Annotated in this window: 12 protein-coding genes; all 12 read left to right on the forward strand. The window is 51.6% G+C overall.

Annotation, left to right across the window (positions count from 1 at the left end; translation table 11 throughout):
* Positions 1–341 precede the first annotated feature (341 nt).
* The 12 genes from GQY55_RS31150 (at position 342) to GQY55_RS02065 (ending at position 19,381) form a co-directional block, all read left to right on the forward strand.
* Positions 342–3,281 (forward strand): DUF4855 domain-containing protein, encoded by a 2,940-nt coding sequence (locus GQY55_RS31150; RefSeq protein WP_236575345.1) that lies wholly within the window; start codon positions 342–344, stop codon positions 3,279–3,281.
* Positions 3,282–3,771: 490 nt separating this feature from the next.
* Positions 3,772–4,818 (forward strand): ArsR/SmtB family transcription factor, encoded by a 1,047-nt coding sequence (locus tag GQY55_RS02015; protein WP_160037639.1) that lies wholly within the window; start codon positions 3,772–3,774, stop codon positions 4,816–4,818.
* Between the two features lie 28 nt (positions 4,819–4,846).
* On the forward strand, positions 4,847–6,064 hold the full coding sequence (locus GQY55_RS02020; protein WP_160037641.1) for an MFS transporter: 1,218 nt from the start codon (positions 4,847–4,849) through the stop codon (positions 6,062–6,064).
* A gap of 63 nt (positions 6,065–6,127) precedes the next feature.
* The gene (locus tag GQY55_RS02025; RefSeq protein ID WP_160037643.1) at positions 6,128–7,006 is read left to right on the forward strand and encodes an MBL fold metallo-hydrolase; all 879 of its coding nucleotides are present in this window, start codon (positions 6,128–6,130) and stop codon (positions 7,004–7,006) included.
* 109 nt (positions 7,007–7,115) lie between these two features.
* A complete protein-coding gene (locus GQY55_RS02030) occupies positions 7,116–7,592 on the forward strand; it encodes a hypothetical protein (RefSeq protein WP_160037645.1) in 477 nt (158 codons plus the stop codon).
* A gap of 93 nt (positions 7,593–7,685) precedes the next feature.
* Positions 7,686–9,773, forward strand: coding sequence for a WD40/YVTN/BNR-like repeat-containing protein (locus GQY55_RS02035; protein WP_160037647.1), 2,088 nt, complete (start codon positions 7,686–7,688; stop codon positions 9,771–9,773).
* A gap of 240 nt (positions 9,774–10,013) precedes the next feature.
* Complete coding sequence (locus GQY55_RS02040) at positions 10,014–12,563, forward strand: sugar-binding domain-containing protein (protein WP_160037649.1); 2,550 nt, start codon at positions 10,014–10,016, stop codon at positions 12,561–12,563.
* A gap of 254 nt (positions 12,564–12,817) precedes the next feature.
* Positions 12,818–14,353, forward strand: coding sequence for a sugar ABC transporter ATP-binding protein (locus GQY55_RS02045; protein WP_160037651.1), 1,536 nt, complete (start codon positions 12,818–12,820; stop codon positions 14,351–14,353).
* Positions 14,325–15,335: an ABC transporter permease gene (locus GQY55_RS02050; RefSeq protein ID WP_236575346.1), complete on the forward strand. Its 1,011-nt coding sequence runs from the start codon at positions 14,325–14,327 to the stop codon at positions 15,333–15,335. The genes GQY55_RS02045 and GQY55_RS02050 overlap by 29 nt, the downstream gene beginning before the upstream one ends.
* Positions 15,332–16,360 carry a galactofuranose ABC transporter, permease protein YjfF gene (gene yjfF, locus GQY55_RS02055; protein ID WP_236575347.1) on the forward strand — a complete coding sequence of 343 codons (1,029 nt, stop codon included), beginning with the start codon at positions 15,332–15,334 and terminating at the stop codon, positions 16,358–16,360. Before GQY55_RS02050 ends, yjfF begins: the two co-directional genes overlap by 4 nt.
* A gap of 69 nt (positions 16,361–16,429) precedes the next feature.
* Positions 16,430–17,476 (forward strand): ABC transporter substrate-binding protein, encoded by a 1,047-nt coding sequence (locus GQY55_RS02060; protein ID WP_160037653.1) that lies wholly within the window; start codon positions 16,430–16,432, stop codon positions 17,474–17,476.
* 144 nt (positions 17,477–17,620) lie between these two features.
* Positions 17,621–19,381 carry a cache domain-containing sensor histidine kinase gene (locus tag GQY55_RS02065; RefSeq protein ID WP_160037655.1) on the forward strand — a complete coding sequence of 587 codons (1,761 nt, stop codon included), beginning with the start codon at positions 17,621–17,623 and terminating at the stop codon, positions 19,379–19,381.
* Positions 19,382–19,394 lie beyond the last annotated feature (13 nt).

A 19,394-nucleotide genomic window follows, 5' to 3' on the forward strand; every position in this document is an offset into this window, starting at 1 on the left:
CCCTAAAATTGGCTACGAATTGGAATATATGGTTTCAGAGTTTTCAGCGCGCGTGCCTTCTGCGTTCCGAAAACGGATGGACATTCCAAACAAAGAAAAAAACCTGCTATTGCCGTTAAATTGCACGGAAGTAAACAAATGTATATGAATTGTCAACATTTATCTCTTTGATGCGGGACTGAATTTCCCTACAGTAGAGACAATGAAAGTGCTTTCAAAGGCAGCTTTCCGCCTGAGTTTGCGAAAGGGGGGATCCGGCGAGCGTCACCCGAAACAGGAAAAAAAGACTATCAGATGCAAGTATTTCTGTACTCGAAAAATCGAAAAAGGAGCTGGCCTTGATGAATTTGAATTGTAAAAAATGGGGTTCCGTCCTGATCGCCGCAGCTTTGTTGACGGCCCCGGTGTCCGCGGCACAGGCTGATCCGGGCGTTCCGGACAAAAACGCCGTGGAGGCGGGAGATGCCGGGCAGCAGGCAGGGAATGATCCGGGAAGCCTGCAAGCCGAACCGGGTGAGCCGGCCGATGCCGGACAGCCGCCTGTGGATCAGGCCGATCAAGCACCCGACGCCAACCCGTCGACGGCGGCAACGGACGCGGAGCAGACGAATCTACGCAATCTCGCGGCAGGGCTTTCGTATGAATGGTCCGAAGCGCCGGATGCGTCGCACCCCGATGACGGACACAAACTTACGGACGGCAAATACGGCAAGTTGGATATGAACGACCCGGCATGGGTGGGACATGTGCGCGGAAAAGCGCGCGAAGTTGTGTTTGATTTGGGTGACGAAAAGTCGATCGCCAAAATTTCGGCCCACTTTTTTCAGGACTATCCTACAAACTCGATCCTCGTGCCGCTAGAGGTATCGATGTATGTCTCCGACGATAAGGAGAATTGGGGATTGCTTTCCCATAACGCCACGCAGCTCCTCTGGGGGGGAGGACCTCCTAGACAGGAGACCTTCACATGGGACGGCAGCCGGGACGGAATCAAAGGCGGAAATACGGATGGCAAGCTGGCTTATGCCCGTTACGTCAAAGTCATCTTTACGATGCATCAAGAGCTGTGGGAGTACATTGACGAAATCGAAATTATGGGGACGGACGGCAAGGTCGACGGTGCAGTAACCGTTCCAGCCGAGCAGCCTCATTTTTTGGAGCCAGGGGAAGCGACAGCCGGTATCCGGAACCTGAATCTGCTGTATAACGGACAGTATGCAAATGGTTTGGGTGATTGGAGTAAGGAGCGGATTATTCCTAACATCAGTTATGTCAATAAGGATGGCGAGCCTACCGATTGGCTTTTTGACGGCGTTCTATATCTCGGGCTTGCTTCACCTGCCGGCCGTGATTTCGGCCTTGGGCAGACGAATCTTGGGGAATGGAAATGGTATTTGGATAAAACATTCGCGCCCTCTGGGGATATGCAGAATTTGAATGAGGCTACCAAGGAAGTCGGAGCCAAGCTGAACCAGCCCGATCATAAAGAGAAGGTTGTGTTAATGATTCCGAATCCAGGGGGATCTTTAACCGATTTTGGCGACGTTGACGGTACCGGTTCCTTGAACTTTAACGAATCCGTCGTCGGCAAAGCTAAAGCGCTTGAAAACAGGGGAAAAGCGATACAGTGGTGGCTGGATCAGGTCCAGCAAAGATGGCAGGCGGCGAACTACTCTAATCTTGAACTTGTCGGGATGTACTGGCTGCCGGAGCAAATCGATGTAGGTGAATCGGGACCAGACGATGCTCGCATGATGACGGAAAAAGTGCATGCCATGAACTTGAAGGTGTTCTGGATTCCTCATTCTTTAGCTTACAAAATGTATATGTGGAAAGACGTCGGCATGGATGCCGCTGCTTACCAGCCAAACTACTTCTTTGGTGGAATGGATGTTGACCGTCTGGAAGATGCCGCGAATAATGCCAAACGGTACGGGATGGGTAACGAAGTCGAATTTGATGATCGGATGCTGACGGACAACGTATTCCGCGAGCGTTTTATCGACTACTTGAACAGCGGCGCCACAACCGGTTTGATGCAAAATGGCTTCAGGGCTTATTACCAAGGAAATAATGCCGTTTACAACTTAGGGGTGAGCAAGGATCCAAGTTTGCGTTTAATGTATGACTGGCTGTATCAATATTTGAACGGAACATACGTCGTCCACGATAGCCCGGCGCCGGAAGCGGACATCGTCATCAACGGACAAACGTTAAATGGCGATATGGAAATACCGGATACGGAAACCCTGCAGATTACGTGGAAAATCAAAGACGACGACGGCAGCGGATTGGCGAAGGTAACGGCCATGCTCGACGGCAATCCTTACACCCAGGGAACACCGATTAATCTGGCGGGAAAACCGGGTAAACATCAATTGGTCGTCACCGTGGCTGCTGCCAAATCCAAGACGACGACTTACATCATCAGAGCGGTGTCGAACGCCGACACGATGAAAGCTAATGTGAACCGATTCGTCGAACAGAATCAGTTTACGACAGCCGAAGGCCCTCGGTCGCTTAACAATTATCTGGAACTGATGAAACGTTATGAAGGATCGGATGCAGCGCAGTTTGACAAGTACTTAAAAGGCTTCAACGTGAAGCTGGATCAATTGTCTGCAGATCATACCATTTCGGATACGGCATACGCAGCGCTGAAAGAAGAGGTTTATAGCCTTATCGGCAATCTGGCGGAAAGTAAACCGGCAACGGCTTCATCCGTAGAAGGCTCCCTAGAGAGATTGGCGCCGGAAAAAGCGGTAGACGGATTCTCTTCGACAAGATGGTCGAGCGGCTATGTTGATGACACCTGGTTCCAGGTCGATCTTGGCGAATCCAAAGAATTCGATACGGTCAGAATCGACTGGGAGAATGCGCGGGCTAAAACGTACAAACTCCTTGTTTCCGACGACAATCAGCATTGGACCAACGTGATCAAGGATAATGACGGAATCATTACGGCACAAGCGGGGAAGGAAACCGTTCATTTTGATCCGGTTAAAGCCAGATACGTCAAATTCCAAGGCGTTCAAAGAAATACGGAATACGGATATTCCTTCTATGAATTTGGCGTATATCATCTTTCGGGAGGAAATGCGGTAACTGCGATCGACGGCACAAGAGCTGTGGCAGATGTCGCTGCGGGGAAATTGACGATCGACGGTCTGGTGATGAATGGCGGCCCATCCAAAGTGAATTTAAAAATCGTCGATTCCAAAGGGAAGGTCCTTATCAAGGCCAGACGACAAGCACGGAAACAGGACGTTTCCAATTTATAATCAAGCTCGTTGGTAATTTAAAGGGAACTAACGAAGCTTATCTCTCGATGGATGGAATGTCGACACCCGTGAAGATTGCATTTGAATACAACCCAAGGTGACCCGGGGTTCATTTCCCGGGCGAGCGCAAAATTCGATGGCAAGCGGCCGGATTTCAGCGATTTCGACTTGGGATAAGGGCGCCGCATGACAAACTTTGTCAGGCCGGCAGCCTTTATGGGCTTCACTCCAAACCAAAAAGCCATGGACGCACGCGTTATTTCCACGCTGTGATTCCATGGCTTTTGGTTTTGTTCGGGATTGTTTGCAGGAAACGTCTAAGGATGTCATCGGGTAGTGATTTTTTGGGTCCGTTCGTAAAAAATATTTAGATTTATTAGTTAAAAATATATTGAATATTAAATTCTAAAAATATAGAATGAAATAAAACCGAAACGAAAAATAAATAAAACAAACACGAATTGGAACAAAGGCGAAAGAGAGGATACTCATGCATGTTTTTGACGCGTCGTTTAAACGGAATACCTATCAAGTCGAGCTGAATGCTTCGCTGCTTTTCGAATACGCGCTTAGCATCGCAGCGATGACCTACCCCAAGCTTCACGAAGCGATGGACAAGCCGGCGTCGTATTGGCGGCAGCTTCGGGAGGAGGCGTCCGCCGATCTGATTCGGGAGCTGGACTTTTGCCAAAAACATCAAACGTGGAAGATGCTGCTTCAACTGCTGCATGCCGATTCATTTGCATCGCCCGGGGATGTTGCCGATCGGGTGTTTCCCATGCGGGATGAAGATTTCAATTATATGGTCCTTCCGTATTTGGGACGCGGCGAGGAAGCGCTGCGGATGCAAGCGGCCCAAGGCGACAAGAAAGCGGTCGATGCGTTGATCGAAGCATGCCGGGAGCATGCTTTCTTTCCGGACATGATCCGGGCGGTCAGCCGATATGGGGCTAGCCGTTTGAAACATCATCTCGCCGATTTGCTTCGGTTATGGGAGAAAGAAATCGGGGAAAAGGACGCTGCGGAGAACAAACGGATTTTGGAACGGGATTTGGCCGAAAAAAAGGCTTGGCTGCAAAAGGGCTCGCCGGAAGAGGTGGTGCTGCGGGCCGCGGGCGTCGAATACAAACCGGAAGCGGGCGTGAGCAAGGTCATGCTCATTCCGCATGTCATTTATCGTCCGTGGACGATCGAGGCCAACATGGAAGACACGCAAATTTATTATTACCCCGTCAGCGACTCCAACCTGAACGGTGACACGGATCCGTACGAACCGCCCGGCAGGCTGGTTCAACTATACAAGGCTTTGGGCGACGACAAGCGGCTGCGGGCATTAAAGCTCATTTCCGAACAGAGCCGGTCCCTGAAGGAGCTTACCGAATTGCTCAACATGGGCAAAACCAACGCGCACCATCATTTGGCGATTTTGCGCAGCGCGGGATTGGTGCGCGTTCAGGGCGGCAGCTACGCATGGAATCCGGGCTCGCTGGACCATCACGCGAAGGAGCTGCGCGGCTTTTTGGGATTGGAGGAATGACATTTGCGTAAAAAGGAGAGCTGAATCGGTGGGCGATACGTGGAACCGCAGCCTCGGCTGGTTATGTTTCGATCAAATGCGCTCGGCTTTTGCGGCTGCAGCGGGCACGTTTGTATTATCCTGGATGTTGTACGATTTGACCGGCTCGAAAGCCGCGATGGGCGGGCTGTGGCTGCTCAGCTTATCGGGCCAATGGTTCGTGCAGTGGCTCGCCGGTCCTTGGATCGACCGCTGGAAACGTACGGTCGTGATGCGGGCGTCCGAAACGATCCGCGGCTCGGCTTATGCATTTGTGTGCGCGATGTGGATAGCGGACCAGCGGGAAGCATATGTATTATTGATCGGGTCGTTCCTCAGCTCCTTGCAGGTTTACGACGCGGCGGCGGGAGCGATCATGCCGAAGCTCGCCGCTCCGGACAAGCTGGTGCGCGTCAATGCGTCCGTCTCGGGCATGGTGCAGCTGATTCGGGTTGTCGCGCTGCCGGCAGCCGGGCTTCTTACCCGCGTGTTGGCGCCGGAAATGCTGCTGTCCTTGCTGGCGCTCTTGTTTTTTGCGTCATGGCTTCCCGCGGGATTCATTGCAGAACTACCCCATACCGATGGGGAAAAACGGACGTGGAAAAACAGCTTTTTGCAGGGGATCGGGGTCTATCGATCGAATAAGGTGCTGTATGAACTGGCGTTTCTCGTTTCGATCACAAGCTTTGGCGTTTGTGCCACGCAAGCCATGTATTTGCCTTATGTCACGGAGATACTGAGCGGCGGCTCGCTGGAATACGGGGTGTTTACCGCCGCTTTCCCGCTCGGATACGTTTGCGGCAGCATGCTCGTCGGGCGGCTGCGCGAGCCTGGCGCACAATTGGGCGCCGTGATGAGCGCGGCGCTTTTCGCCGGCGGAGTTACGTACATTCTGCTCGGCGTGACGACAAACCTGACGGCGGCGGTCCTCATCGAAGCGGCGGCAGGAGCGGCCATGCCGTTTTGGAACGTGTACAGCAGCATGATTTATTACAGGATGGTTCCAGCATCGCTCCTGGGGCAGGTGCTCTCCACCAAGTCGCTCTTGACCAAGGCCGTAACTCCTTTCGGCGTCATGTACGGAGCTTATTGGGCGTCCGCCTTCGGACTTCCGGAGCTTTTTCTTTCCGTGGGCGTTTTGATTTGCGCCGTTTCCGGCGCGGCGACGATTTGGCACTTGAGAGCGAGGATCCGAAAAAGAACCGGCATACCGGGCTCCAAAGAATAAACTTTGACGTTCATGACATCATATTCATAAGAGATTGGCAATTTGCTGAAAAGAGGTCTGAATATGGATACGAAAAACCAAGAGCACATTCATGACGGCGAAGATTATCGTTACATACCCGCTTTTTCCGTCGCCAGCGGCCAGGGCGTTCAGATCAAAGACGACGTGTACGCATTTACGACGCAGATCGTCAATCTCGCGGCCGTCGGCGTGCCGGGCCAATCGTCGTTTGTGCTGATCGATGCGGGCATGCCGGAATCGGCGGACGACATTTTGGAGATGACGCGGCAGCGTTTCGGACGGCATTCCCGTCCGGAAGCGATCCTTTTGACCCACGCGCATTTTGACCATGTCGGCGGCCTCGTGGATTTGATTCGGGAGTGGCAGGTTCCCGTTTACGCCCATCCGGAGGAGATTCCGTACTTAACGGGAGAAAAAAGCTACCCGAACCCCGATCCGTCGGTGGAAGGCGGGCTGTTGGCCAAGCTGTCCTTCGTTTTCCCGAATGAACCGCTTAGCCTTGGCTCCTGGGTCCGGCCTCTGCCGGATGACGGTACGGTTCCCGGGCTGGAGGAATTCCGCTGGCTGCACACGCCGGGGCATTCGCCGGGACATGTTTCGTTTTTCAGGGAGCGGGACCGGATGCTGATCGCGGGCGACGCATTTGTGACGGTCCGGCAGGATCAGTTGTACAGCGTGCTCACGCAAAAGATGGAGATCAGCGGACCGCCCCGCTATTTCACGACGGATTGGGCGGCAGCCAAAACGTCGGTTCAAAAGCTGGAAGCGCTGAAGCCGCACGATGCGCTGACAGGGCACGGAAAGCCGGTTTCCGGCCAAGAACTGGCGGAAGGCCTGCATGAGCTTGTCGTCCGCTTTGACGAAGTCGCCGTTCCCGACTACGGGAAATATGTTGATGGACAAGACCGTGCGATGCATTAGACGAATCATCATAAGAAGCCCAAGGGAGGCTGCGCCAGCATACAATCCCGACAGGCTTCTTTTTTTGTGCAGACCATTTATCATTTGAGAAAAAGGAAGGAGGACGCCCATGTCCGCCAAAACATGGATGACCTGTGCTTTGCTGCTTGCCGTCAACGTCCTGCTGGTTTTTCTGGTCGAATTTTTTACGGCGGTCGGCAGCGGTTCCGCTTCTTCGGGGAACGCCAATCCGGGCGGGGTGCTGCTTGTTCCGGGTTTCGTTTCCTTATTGCTGCTGATGCTGATGACGTTCGTGGTCGCGGTGCGTTATTTCGATATGCTGCAGGACTACATCGCCAAACCGTCTTATCACCTTCTGGTCCCCGGTTTGTCGGTTGCGGCATTGCTGCTGGCCCTTTTTCTCCAGCTGCGCAAAGTCAAGCACGCGCTGATTTCCCTTCGCGGCGACGACGAGCCTGCCATCCGGTCGCTCGGGCTTGTCAACATGTACACAAACTCGCTTTATTTTAACGCGTACATCGTGTTGTTTTGGCTTTCTTTTGCCGTCTTGGGGGGATGGTGGGTCGTCCAAAAAAGACCAAATTGACTCCGGTTTGCAACGAATCCTTAACATCTTGCCGTGGGAATGGAATTTATAATGAAAGAAAAATTCATCCATCGGGACGTTAAGGAGGTACATATGAAAAAAACGAAACGATCCATGCGGGCGGCCTTCGCCCTGCTTATATTCGCGTTTATGTTGCCGGGATGCGCATTCGGCGGCTCCGGGCAAACGGCCGCTTCAGGGGACAACCCTCCCGCTTTGCAATCTGCGGCGACAGCGACCGGGAACGTTGCAATAACATCCGGAACGCAAGGCGTCCCCGTCGAGGCCAGCCCCAAATCGGTATTGAAAAAGGGCGCTCCCGTTAAAATTGAACCAGGTTCAAACCTGTATGAAATTCCGGTCATGGATTTTGTGAACGCCGACACGGGTTTTGCCGTGAAGCAGGTGTATGGCAAATCGCTGTCGCTCATTTCCACGACGGACGGCGGCGCCCAGTGGGAAGAGACAAAAATGCCGGGAGAGCTTGTCTTGGGACTCGATTTCCTCGATCGGCAAACCGGCTGGGCGCTGGTTCAAGACGAGTGCAGCGTCAAAGGAACGACCGTGTGCAAAACCATCCGGCTGATCCGCACGAAAGACGGAGGGAAAACCTGGACGGCATTATGGCAAGCCGCTTCGCAGGAAGACAACAGCCATGTTTTTTTGAATACGCGCAGATTGTCTTTTGACAGCCCGAAAAACGGGGTGATGCTGGCCAACGGCCGCTTATTCGTTACTCGCGACGGCGGCGTTCATTTTGATCAGGTTTCGTTCGGCGTCAAACATTTCATTCCGCTTTATGTAAGCTTTCCAAGTGAACGGATCGGCTACGTCGTGGGCACTGTCGGTGCGGATGCGGGCAAGCTGGCCGTTTTGAAAACGACGGACGGCGCCCGAACCTGGCGGAAACAGCTGGAGCTTACGGGGGAAAATTCGCCGCTGTCGAGCTTGGGCATCGATTTTAAGAACGAACGCACCGGCTGGCTGCTGACGAACGAAGAAGGCATGTTAAGCGGAGAGCTGTACCGAACGACGGACGGCGGCGAGCATTGGGCGAAAATGAGCGCGCAGCGCACGGGGCGCCCGACGCCAACCGATATCCGGCTTGCGGACGCCAATACGGGAGTGATGTCGCTTCATCCCGGCGCCGGTCCGATCGAAGGCGGAATTTGGATTACTCATGACGGGGGCAAAAGCTTTGCGAGCGTGGCACCAAATCACGCCGTTGCCGTCAATCAGGTGCAAATGTTAAGCGTCAAGGACATATGGGCTGCCGCGGACGGCATCAATGAATCAGGTTTCCTGCTTCATTCCGCGGACGGAGGGAAAACATGGAAACAGGCTTATCCGGCGGTGCGGCCGATCGGGGACGTCTCCATGATCGACTCGTCTTTTGGGTATGCCGTAGGAACGCTGCTGGACAACAACGTGGTGCTGCAAACCGTTGACGGCGGAACAAGCTGGAACATATTAGCCCGAGTCGACGGTTACCTGCGGTTGGAAAACGTCAGCTTCATCAATAAAAAGGAAGGTTACGTTGCCGCATTTCGCGAACATGAGCCGCATCATGTTCTGCTGAAGACATCGGACGAGGGGAAAAGCTGGACGCCTGTTGCAGGACAATCGCTTCATGAACTAAGCGGGATTTCGGATATTTCATTTTTCCGTTTTTATGACCGAAAACAAGGCGTGCTTGTTGCCAGCAGCCAGGAAAAAAACGTCTGGCGCACTTCGGACGGCGGGGTGACCTGGAAGCAAACAAAACCATTGGAAGGTAACGGTTCGGGAACGAAGGCATTTTTTATTTCTACGAAGGAGGGATGGATGGCACCGATGGGAGATCGGGAGCATGGTCCGGTTTTGTTTCGGCTGAACGGTGAACAATCGGTGCGGAAAACGCTTACGCTGCCCAAGAGCTGGTTTCCGGAAGCGATCGCCTTCGCGGATTCACGTCATGGATACATCGTTTTCGGAGAGACGAATGCATCGGGAAGCATGGCTCACCTGCTTGCTACGGCCGACGGAGGGAAAGTGTGGACGGATCATCCGATTCCCAAGACGTCCGGCGTTAGCGACGCAAGCGGACTCTACTTCGCCGATGCGAAACACGGCTGGCTGCGGTTCTACGGAGGGACGGCGGCCACAGGGGACGGCGGGCTTAGCTGGTCGGTTCTTCAATAAGTTTTGGCTTCTGTAAATATACCACCCTGGGTCGATAGGGGGCATGATCTAAACTTTTGCAAGCGAATGGGAAACACTGCGGAAAATTGCAACTATTAACCTAATTTTACAAATACATTCCACAGGTTTCCTTGTAAAATACTTCTTACAGGAAGGGGGGAATAAATGTAGCCAACGGATGAGCGTCATGTTTCTACCATTGCACGTCAAATCAAGATTCAGGAAAGGAAGCTGAAACATATGAAAATGCGTACTGTTTCACTAATGATGTCCTTGATCATGATCTTGCAGGTTTTCGGCGTGTCCACGGTTTTTGCAGAGAACAATCAATCAGGCGATCGTTTAGAAAGCCAAGGTTTAAAAGCGGAGTATTACACAACCTCGGGAAAAGGACAATTCGATTTCAAAGAGCTGAAGAATACGACGGTTGATGCCAATATTGATTTTGATGATATTAAACCGGTTCTAAAAGCGCTTACAGGACAGGATGAATACAATGCGGTCCGTTGGACGGGGCAGCTGACGGCGCCGATGACGGATGATTACAAGTTCTATATTAAAGCAGACAATGGGTTCCGCCTATGGGTGGATGATCAGCTGGCGATCGACCATTGGGTGAATGATTGGGACATCGAGCAGACGAGCGCCCCCATTCGTTTGGAAGCCGGCAAGAAAGTCAGCTTTAAATTAGAGTTTTTTCAGGACTATGGCGGGGCATACATTCAATTGAAATGGTCCAATTCCACATTGCAAAAGCAAGCGGTGCCTGAGGAGGCATTTTCATTGCCGGTGGGGTATGTAAACCACAGTCCGAAACAAAGCATCATTCTGCAAGACGGCCTGCAAGCCGAGCTGCAGTTCAGCAGCAAGCTGCAAACAGTTCCTAAGGCGGCAGCGAAGCATTTCACATTGACAGCAGGTCGTCGCACTCATATTCCGACAAGCGTCACCTTAAAACCGGATGATCCGTCTGTTCTTCGATTGAAGTGGGATGTTCCCATTTATAAACCGGATCAGTCGATCATCGTGACCTATGACGGACAAGGCAAAATTAAGAAAGAGGACGGCCAGTCCTTATCCGCATTCGTGGGAACGAAGGTGGCGAATCATTCCGAGTTTTTAATTCGATCCCCTTGGGCGGACAACGTGGACAAAAACAATGTTCTGCCTGAATATCCGCGTCCGCAGCTGGTTCGCGACCAGTGGCTCAATCTGAACGGTGAATGGGAGTTCGAGAGCGGCAGCAAGCAAACGACGCTTCCAACGGGTAAGACGTTAAGCGAGAAAATCCTTGTGCCGTTCGCCGTCGAATCGCAACTATCGGGTCTTGAGCGGCATGAAGACAAGATGTGGTACAAACGCCAATTTACCCTGCCGTCCGATTGGGATGGCAAGCAGGTCCAGCTTCACTTCGGCGCGGTAGATTTTGAAGCGACTGTCTATGTGAATGGACAGGAGGTTGGAAAACACCGCGGCGGGTACACCGGGTTCAGCTTCGATATTACGAAGCAGCTTGTGGCCGGTGAGAATGAATTAATCGTCTATGTCAGCGATCCGACGGATGACGGCGGATATACGATTGGCAAACAACGAAACCGCCCAGGCGGGATCTGGTACACTTCGGTGTCCGGCATTTGGCAAACGGTGTGGCTGGAACCGGTGGCTCCTGCGTCCATTGATAGATTGGATATGACGCCGGATCTTGCGAGCAATTCGCTTAAATTAAAGGTAACGGGAAGCGCCGGGGTTACCGATGAAGCGGTTGAAGCCATCGTCATGGAAAATGGAAAGGAAGTGGCCCGTGCGACCGGGGCCGTCGGAAAGGAATTGTCCATCCCGATTCCGAATCCGAAACTGTGGTGGCCCGATGATCCGTTTCTGTATGACCTGAAGGTGAACCTGGTGAAAGGGACTGCAAAAGTCGACGAAGTGTCCAGCTATTTCGGTATGCGGGAAGTGAAGCTGGGCAAAGTTGACGGCATCACTCGTCCGCTCATTAACGGCAAGTTTATTTTCCAAATCGGGCCGCTGGATCAAGGTTATTGGCCGGACGGGTTATATACGGCGCCAACCGATGAGGCCATGAAATTCGATATTGAAGCGGTAAAACGTCTCGGCATGAATATGATCCGGAAGCATATGAAAGTGGAGCCGGATCGCTGGTATTATTGGGCCGATAAGCTGGGTGTCGTCGTATGGCAGGACCAGGTGAGCAAATTTGGCGACTCGGCGGACAACCGCGCCCACTTGGAGAAGGAATTCAAAGAAATGATCGACCAGTTCCGCAATCACCCTTCGATCGTCGTCTGGACGGTGTTTAATGAGGGTTGGGGGCAGTATGACACGGAGCGGTTAACCAATTGGGCGATGAGCTACGATCCGACACGTCTCATCAATAATGCGAGCGGTTGGACGGATAAAAACGTAGGTCATTTCATCGATGCGCATAATTATCCGTCGCCGATGATGCCGCAGCCAACGGATACACGTGCGGCGGTGCTTGGAGAATACGGGGGACTGGGGCTGCAGGTGCCTGGACATGAATGGAATTCCAGTGTATTCAACTATGAAGAGCAAGAGAGCGTATCGAAACTGACCAATCGTTATATCAGCTTCATAAAGCAGCTGGAAGACCTGAAGCCATCGGGTCTTAGCGCTGCGGTGTATACTCAAATCACCGACGTTGAAATGGAGATCAACGGCTTGCTTTCTTATGACCGTAAGGTGGAGAAAGCGGATTTCAAACGTCTTGCGCAAGCTCATAAAAAATTAATCGGTACGCAAAAGTGAAAAAATCCATAATGCGACGCGATGGAATCATGGCTTTTTATGCATGGTTCCTTTTTTTTGTCAACTTGGGAGACAGGGGCTTCACTCAGTACTTTTGCTCCGCAAAAGCGCCCCCTTCGAGAGGCGCCCTTACTTCTTCCCGATACCCGATATGCGAAAGACCGAAATGCTTAAAAAAAGACTTATTATTCTAAATACAATCAGACCTCCGACTTTCTAAAATGAGATCGTGAGAATAGAAAGAGGGTGAGCATATGGGTTCGGATATTCTTTTAGCGATGGAAGGCATCAAGAAGGAATTTCCCGGTGTGGCGGCTTTATCGGATGTAGACTTTTACTTGCGGAAAGGGGAGATTCACGCGCTGATGGGAGAAAACGGCGCGGGTAAATCCACCTTAATCAAAGTGCTGACAGGGGTTCATAAAAAGGACGCCGGTTCGATCAAACTTCGGGAACGGGAGATTCATCCCAAATCCCCATTGGAAGCTCAACAGCTCGGAATCAGTACGGTTTATCAAGAGATTAATCTGTGCCCGAACTTGTCCGTTGCGGAAAATATATTTGTCGGCCGACAGCCCCGCAAATGGGGCATGATTGATTGGAACACGATGAACCGGCTTAGCGAAGAACTGCTCGCAAGGTTTGATTTGCATATGGATGTCAGACAGCCGTTGTCCGCGTATTCGGTTGCCGTGCAGCAAATGGTGGCCATTGCCCGCGCAGTGGATATCTCCAGCGACATTTTGATATTGGACGAACCGACCTCAAGCTTGGATGCGAACGAAGTGAAGCAGTTGTTTGCCGCGATGCGCAGGCTGAAAGAGGAAGGAATGGGCATCCTGTTCGTCACCCACTTCCTCGACCAGGTCTACGAAGTAACGGATCGCATCACGGTACTCCGAAACGGAACGTTGGTCGGCGAATTTGAGACGGAGGCGCTGCCCAAAACACAGCTCGTTTCCCATATGATCGGCCGGGTATGGGATCCCGAGGAGCTGTCCGGTGAAAAAGCCGGTAAACCAAATCAGACTCACGTATTCCTTCAGGCGAGGGGACTTAGCAAAAAAGGCTCGATCCAGCCGTTTGACCTGACCATTCATAAAGGTGAGGTGCTTGGTCTCGCGGGACTGCTTGGATCAGGCCGGACGGAGGTGGCGCGTTTAATATTCGGGATCGACAAAAGCGACACCGGGGTGCTGGAGCTTGAAGGAGAGGAAATCGCCTTGATGTATCCCCGGAAAGCGATTCAACGCGGACTCGGGTTCTTGCCGGAGGACCGCAAGGTGGAGGGGATCGTCGGCGAGCTCACCATCCGTGAAAATATCGCCTTGGCCATGCAAGCGAAAAAAGGATTGCTCTCTTTCATTCCGGTCAAAAAGCAAAAAGAGATCGCTCAGGAGTATATCGACATGCTGAACATCAAAACGCCCGGCACGGAGCAAAGGATCGAAAACTTGAGCGGCGGCAATCAGCAAAAGGTAATTCTCGCACGATGGCTGGCGACGAAGCCCAAGCTGCTTATTCTTGATGAGCCGACCCGGGGCATCGATGTGGGCTCGAAAGCGGAAATTCGCAAACTGATCTTCCGACTGGCCGCTTCCGGCATTTCTATCTTAATCATTTCCGCTGAACTGGAGGAATTGGTCAGTTGCTGCGACAGGGTTATGGTCCTGCGCGACCGCATTCAAATCGGCGAAGTTACCGGCACAGGGATGAAGGCCAACCGAATTATGCAAATGATCGCGGAAGGGGCTGAAGTGTTTGCGAAATTCGGAAGCGCCGGCGCGTAAGGCGGCACGCCACAAAATCATGTGGCCGCTTTTAGCTCTTGCGATGTTGTACTTGTTCAATTTGATCGTCATGCCCGGCTTTTTCAAAGTCGATATCATCGACGGCCACCTGTACGGCAATCTCGTGGACATACTTAACCGCGGTACGCCGCTTATTATGATGGCGATCGGAATGACGCTTGTGATTGCAACGGAGGGGATCGATATCTCCGTTGGTTCGGTGCTGGCTATCGCCGGCTCCATGGCCATTTTCATGCTGGAAGACAGTCCGCTATGGGTGGCAATTTTGACTGCGCTCGGGATTGGATTGCTGTGCGGTTTATGGAACGGAATCTTAGTATCGATTCTGGGTATCCAGCCGATGGTGGCGACCCTCATTTTGCTTACGGTCGGTCGCGGAATCGCGCAGCTGATTACCAATGGACAAATTCTATCAACGACGAACGAACGTTTTGAATATATCGGCAAAGGGTATCTGCTTGGCATTCCCTTTGCGGTTTATATGGCCGCCGCTGTGTTCGTTTTGGTGTATCTGCTCAAGACCAAAACCGCGTTCGGGTTGTTTCTGGAATCCACCGGGGCCAATCGGAAATCCAGCGAGTTTGCCGGTGTCAAGCCGCGGATGATCTTTATGACGGCTTACGCCATCAGCGGATTGCTGGCGGCGGCAGCCGGCATTATCTACAGCTCCAATCTGAGCAGTGCGGATGCGAACAACGCCGGCTTATGGTACGAGCTTGACGCCATTCTGGCGGTAGTCATCGGAGGTACTTCGATGCGCGGCGGGCGGTTTTATCTCGGCGGTACCGTGGTCGGCGCCATTTTCATCCAAAGCCTGACGACGACGATCTATTCCCTTGGCGTTCCGCCGGAATCGATCCTGCTTGTCAAGGCGATCGTCGTCATTTTTGTATGCTTGATCCAATCCGACGTGTTCAGACGGAAGCTTATTTCGATTAAAAGGAAGGTGACTGCGTCGTGAATTCGTTCCGGTTTCGAATCGGCAGCAACCATATCATCATATTGGCGACGCTGCTCCTTCTGGTCATGCTGTATGGAACGGGATCGCTGATGTATAACGGTTTTTTCTCCTTGCAAGTATTTCTAAACTTGTTTATTGATAACGCGTACTTAATCATCATAGCCACAGGTATGGCCTTCGTCATTATTACCGGCGGCATCGATCTGTCGGTAGCTTCGGTCGTCGCTTTGGTCAGCATGATATCCGCAACGCTGCTGAATCAAGGCATGAACGCGTATCTGGTCATGGCGGTTTCGCTTTTGGTTGGGCTAGCGTTCGGCGCTGGTCAAGGATATCTCATCAACAAATTTGGCCTTCATCCGTGGATCGTTACGCTTGCCGGGATGTTTTTGGGCCGTGGGCTCGCTTATTTGATCGGGACGGATAGCATCGTCATCTCCAATGAAATTTATACGCAAATTTCCAGCTATAAAATTCGCTTGTTTGGGGACGGTTTTATTTCGATCAGTGTCGTGATCGCGCTGTTATTCGTTCTTACAGCGATATTCGTCGGCCGTTACACCGGTTTTGGAAGGGCTGTTTACGCGCTTGGCGGCAGTGAACGCTCGGCCGTACTGATGGGCCTGCCGGCTGCCGGTACCACGATTGCCGTCTACACGTTAAGCGGCTTTTGCTCCGCGCTTGGCGGCATCGTCTTCACTTTTTATATGCTGTCAGGCAACTCCCTGCATTTGATGGGAATGGAGATGGATGCCATAGCAGCCTGCGTCATCGGCGGCATTTTGCTGACCGGCGGATTCGGTTATTTGGTCGGTCCGACGCTGGGCGTGCTCTGTACCGGCATCATTCAGACGATGATCATTTTTCAGGGAACGCTCAGCTCATGGTGGACGAAAATTGCCGTCGGGTTCCTCCTGTTCCTCTTCATGGCCTTGCAAAGACTGATTGTGATGCAGAAGGAAAAGGCAGCCGGCGGCAAGATCAAGATAGATCGGAAAATTGCAAAGAATGACGTGAAAATGTAAATACACCCCATATTCAAATCGTTATAGTGAAGTTGCATCGGAACTAATCTTAGGGGAGGGGCTAGAAATATGAAAACAAACAGAAGAAGTTTTCTGCTTACCTTGCTTATGGCGGTGATGGTTGTTGCCATCTTCGCGGGCTGCAGCAGCAACAATCCGAGTAAAGACGCCAACGGGGGGAACACCGCTCCTGCGAACGAGCCAACGAATGCAGCGCCGGCGGATAAACCTACGGGAAAAAAGATCGTCGTGGGTTTCGCGCAAATCGGTGCGGAGAGCGGCTGGCGTGACGCCGAGACGGCATCCATCAAGGAAACGTTTGAAAACGATTCGAACTTTGAATTGAAATTTTCCGATGCGCAGCAAAAACAGGAAAATCAAATCAAGGCGATCCGTTCCTTCATCGCTCAAAAAGTAGATGCCATCGGGCTTGCACCGGTTGTTGAATCCGGCTGGGAAACGGTGTTAAAGGAAGCCAAAGACGCCGGCATTCCGGTGTTCCTGCTGGACCGGAGCATCACGGCTGGCCATGAAGACCTGTACACCTCCTTTATAGGCTCCGACTTTGTGCTTGAAGGCCAAAACGCGGCCAAATGGATGCTCGAAGAGTTGGGCGCAGACGCGAAAGTGAATATTGTACAGCTAGAAGGCACCGTCGGCGCGAGTGCGGCGAACGATCGCAAAAAAGGCTTTGAAGAGGCGATTGCAGGCCATGCGGGATACAAAATCGTTTACTCTCAAACCGGCGATTTTACGAGAGCCAAGGGCAAGGAAGTGATGGAAGCATATCTGAAAAAAGATAAGAATATTCAAGTCGTATATGCACACAACGACGACATGGCGCTTGGCGCGGTTCAAGCCATCGAAGAAGCCGGCCTAAAGCCGGGTACCGACATCAAAATCATCGGCGTCGACGGCATTAAAGGAGCTTTCGAAGCGATTTCCCAGGGAAAAATGAACGTTACGATCGAGTGCAATCCGCTGCTCGGACCGCAATTAAAGCAAGCGATACTGGATTATAAAGAAGGCAAAGAACTTCCGCGATGGATTAAGTCTGAAGAAGACGTCTATTTCGGGCAGAAAGCGATCGATGCCCTGCCAAACCGCAAATACTAGCGTTTTTTTCATGACCGTCCACGAATAATAGCCATGTGAAGCTGCAAAAGAGTGATGGACTCTTTTGCATTTTCACATTTTGCATTATGATAAGGATCAAACCTCTTGATATCTTTCGATAGAATGGGCTGATGCTTTTTGCGTATGGGGTTCATTGCCAATCGAAGCATACGATTCAAACTGCTCCTATACTTCATCTTCATTATTTCATTATCCATCTTAACCCTAGGTTTTTTGGGCAGTTATCTCTATAAGAAATCGATTGAAGAAGAGATGAACTCCCATACGATCCAGATGATGAATCAAGTCAAAAATCACATCGAAGTCTATTTGAAAGAGATGGATCACATCATCGAATATTTGGCAGCCGAAAAAGCCGTGATTGAATTTATGCGGGCAGGCGAACAAGATTGGGCAACATTGGCTGAAACCGGCGCCGAAGTGCAGCGGAGGGAAGCCATTTTCGAAAGACAACGTCCCGAAATTGCAGGCATTCTGACCGTCAACCGGCATAGTGCTTCAGCCAGCAATGCGTTGGAGCGGATCCGGCGCGATCCGCTGACGGAAGAGCGTTGGTACCAGGCCGCGGTCGGCAATCCGGACACCCTTCACTTATTCAGCCATCCGATCGGACGGAATATCAAACTGAGGCAAAATATAAGCGCGGATCAAGTACTGTCCGTTGCGAAGGCGGTGAAAGACCCGGTAACGGACGAAATCATCGGAGTCGTGATGATCGATATGAAGCTTGAATTCATTCGGAGTATCGTCGAATCGGTGTCTCTTGGAAAAAGCGGATTTATTTTTATTATGGATGAAAAGAACGGGGTCGTCTATTCACCGGTCAACCGGATCGTCTATCGAATTACGGGCGAGTGGTCAGGTGGTACGACAGGCAGTCTGGTCAAGCCGATTTTTGGCCGCAATTACCAAATCATCTATAACATGTTCCCGGATATCGGCTGGAGAATCGTCGGGGTCATTCCGCTCAACGAATCGCTTAAAGTCGTGTCTGATTTACAAACCGTTACCGTGGTCATTGCGATGGTGACTTTGTTTTTTGCTTTTATCGCCTCATGGTTTTTTACCAACTCGATTGTGCGGCCTGTCGGCAAGCTGCGCAGCTTGATGCGAAAAGTTGAAGAAGGGGAATTGAATTTAAGGTTTCCTAGTAGGACGAATGATGAAATTGGACAGCTCGGCAACAGTTTCAACAAAATGGTGGAAGAAATCGAAAATTTGATCCATATGGTGTATACGGAACAAAAGGAAAAGCGTGAAGCAGAATTGAAAGCGCTTCAAGCCCAAATTAAACCCCATTTTCTCTACAATACTCTGGATACCATTCAATGGATGGCGCTGGATCGGGACGCCCAGGATATCGTCGAATTGGTCGTTGCGCTAACGAATCTTTTTCGGATTGGCCTTAGCAAAGGAAATGAGATTATTCCGCTAACGGATGAGCTTCAGCATGTCGAAAGCTATTTGGTGATCCAGATGGCGAGGTATGAAGATAAACTGGATTATGAGATGCTGGTTTCCGATGAAATCAAACGATACCGTGTGTTGAAAATCATTTTGCAGCCTCTTGTGGAGAACGCGATCTACCACGGCATCAAGACGAAATCAGGCAAGGGGAACATCGTGATCCGCGGCTTTAGGGATGGCAATGCTTTGCGATTGATTGTTGAAGATGACGGGGTAGGCTTGCCGGAAGAGAAGCTGATCCAGTTGAGGGAAGATATGCGAGTTACGCGGCAAACCGGCAGGGAGCGGGGGTATGGACTATTTAATGTGAACGAAAGAATCAAACTGGCGCATGGTCCCGAATACGGAATATCCATACACAGCGTTCCCGGCCAAGGAACGGTCGTTGAAGCAAGGCTGCCAGTAGTGAATATTTAGATGGGGGATAGGG

This window comes from Paenibacillus sp. USDA918EY, from assembly GCF_009870825.1.
GTDB classification, from domain to species: domain Bacteria; phylum Bacillota; class Bacilli; order Paenibacillales; family Paenibacillaceae; genus Paenibacillus_AQ; species Paenibacillus_AQ albilobatus.

What these genes read in the sequence shown, in the direction of transcription:
- GQY55_RS31150 (WP_236575345.1), top strand. Translation starts at nt 342, where the DNA reads ATGAATTTGAATTGTAAAAAATGGGGTTCCGTCCTGATCGCCGCAGCT.
- GQY55_RS02015 (WP_160037639.1), top strand. Translation starts at nt 3,772, where the DNA reads ATGCATGTTTTTGACGCGTCGTTTAAACGGAATACCTATCAAGTCGAG.
- GQY55_RS02025 (WP_160037643.1), top strand. Translation starts at nt 6,128, where the DNA reads ATGGATACGAAAAACCAAGAGCACATTCATGACGGCGAAGATTATCGT.
- GQY55_RS02030 (WP_160037645.1), top strand. Translation starts at nt 7,116, where the DNA reads ATGTCCGCCAAAACATGGATGACCTGTGCTTTGCTGCTTGCCGTCAAC.
- GQY55_RS02035 (WP_160037647.1), top strand. Translation starts at nt 7,686, where the DNA reads ATGAAAAAAACGAAACGATCCATGCGGGCGGCCTTCGCCCTGCTTATA.
- GQY55_RS02040 (WP_160037649.1), top strand. Translation starts at nt 10,014, where the DNA reads ATGAAAATGCGTACTGTTTCACTAATGATGTCCTTGATCATGATCTTG.
- GQY55_RS02045 (WP_160037651.1), top strand. Translation starts at nt 12,818, where the DNA reads ATGGGTTCGGATATTCTTTTAGCGATGGAAGGCATCAAGAAGGAATTT.
- GQY55_RS02060 (WP_160037653.1), top strand. Translation starts at nt 16,430, where the DNA reads ATGAAAACAAACAGAAGAAGTTTTCTGCTTACCTTGCTTATGGCGGTG.
- GQY55_RS02065 (WP_160037655.1), top strand. Translation starts at nt 17,621, where the DNA reads ATGGGGTTCATTGCCAATCGAAGCATACGATTCAAACTGCTCCTATAC.